The organism is Acinetobacter sp. YH12096, from assembly GCF_013419215.1.
GTDB lineage: Bacteria > Pseudomonadota > Gammaproteobacteria > Pseudomonadales > Moraxellaceae > Acinetobacter > Acinetobacter amyesii.
The window spans coordinates 1-1,114 of sequence record NZ_VPAM01000087.1; the positions used below are offsets into that span (position 1 = coordinate 1).

General features: G+C 38.3%; 1 protein-coding gene. It reads left to right on the top strand.

The window, feature by feature from the left end:
• Positions 1-63 precede the first annotated feature (63 nt).
• A partial coding sequence (locus FTU36_RS16585) for an RNA-guided endonuclease TnpB family protein (RefSeq protein WP_180118594.1) occupies positions 64-1,114 on the top strand: 1,051 nt, incomplete at its 3' end.

Genomic DNA, 1,114 nt, shown 5'->3' on the forward strand with positions numbered 1-1,114 from the left:
TGAAGTGTCGTTTGATTTAACTAAGGACTATTTTCCTTGAGTTTTGATTGTTAATATAAGTACATGAAAACCCTTAAATTACGTATAAAAGACAAACATTGCAAGGTGTTAGACCAACTAGCATCAGAAGTGAACTTCGTCTGGAATTATGTCAATGATTTAGGGTTTAGGCATTTGAAGCGGAAAGGTGAATTTCTCTCTGCTTTTGATATTGCCAAATATACGAAAGGCACATCCAAAGAATGTAATTTACATAGTCAAACCATTCAGGCTGTAACTGAAGAATTAGTCACCCGAAGAAAGCAATTTAAAAAGGCAAAGCTGAAATGGCGTGTCAGCAATAAAAAATCAGCAAGGCGCTCTTTGGGATGGATTCCCTTTAAAAAGGTGGCTATCAAATATGCCAATGGATATGTCCAGTATGGAAAACACCAATTTAAGCTTTGGGATAGCTACGGTTTAAGCAAATACACGTTAAAAACAGGTTCATTTGTAGAGGATAGCCGTGGGCGTTGGTATGTATGTCTTGTTGTTGAATCGCCTAAGCAAGATAAATCGACAGCAACCAAAGCGATTGGTATTGATCTAGGCTTAAAAGATATTGCCACCTGTTCTGATGGCACAGTAATTTCAAATCCAAAATTCTATCGAAAATATGAGCAGAAATTAGGTATTGCTCAGAGAGCCAGGAATAAGAAGCGTGTTCGTGCATTACACGCCAAGATTGCAAATAGTCGAAAAGATCATTTGCATAAAGCAAGCACCAAGCTTGTGAATGAAAATGCATTGATTATTGTAGGTGACTTGAGTGCTAAAAAATTAGTAAAAACCAAAATGGCAAAATCTGTTTTGGATACAGGATTTTCTGCACTAAAAACAATGCTCAAGTATAAATGCGAGAACGCAGGCGTATTGTTTGAAGAAGTCCAAGAAGCCTATACCACCCAAATCTGTTCGTGCTGCGGTGAGATCACCTCAAGTAGTCCAAAAGGTAAGACAGATCTTGGAATAAGAGAATGGGAGTGCATGAGCTGTGGTACAGCTCATGATCGAGATATAAACTCAGCTCTAAACATTCTTGCGCTTGGGCATAAGCGTCTAGCTGTAGGAATCA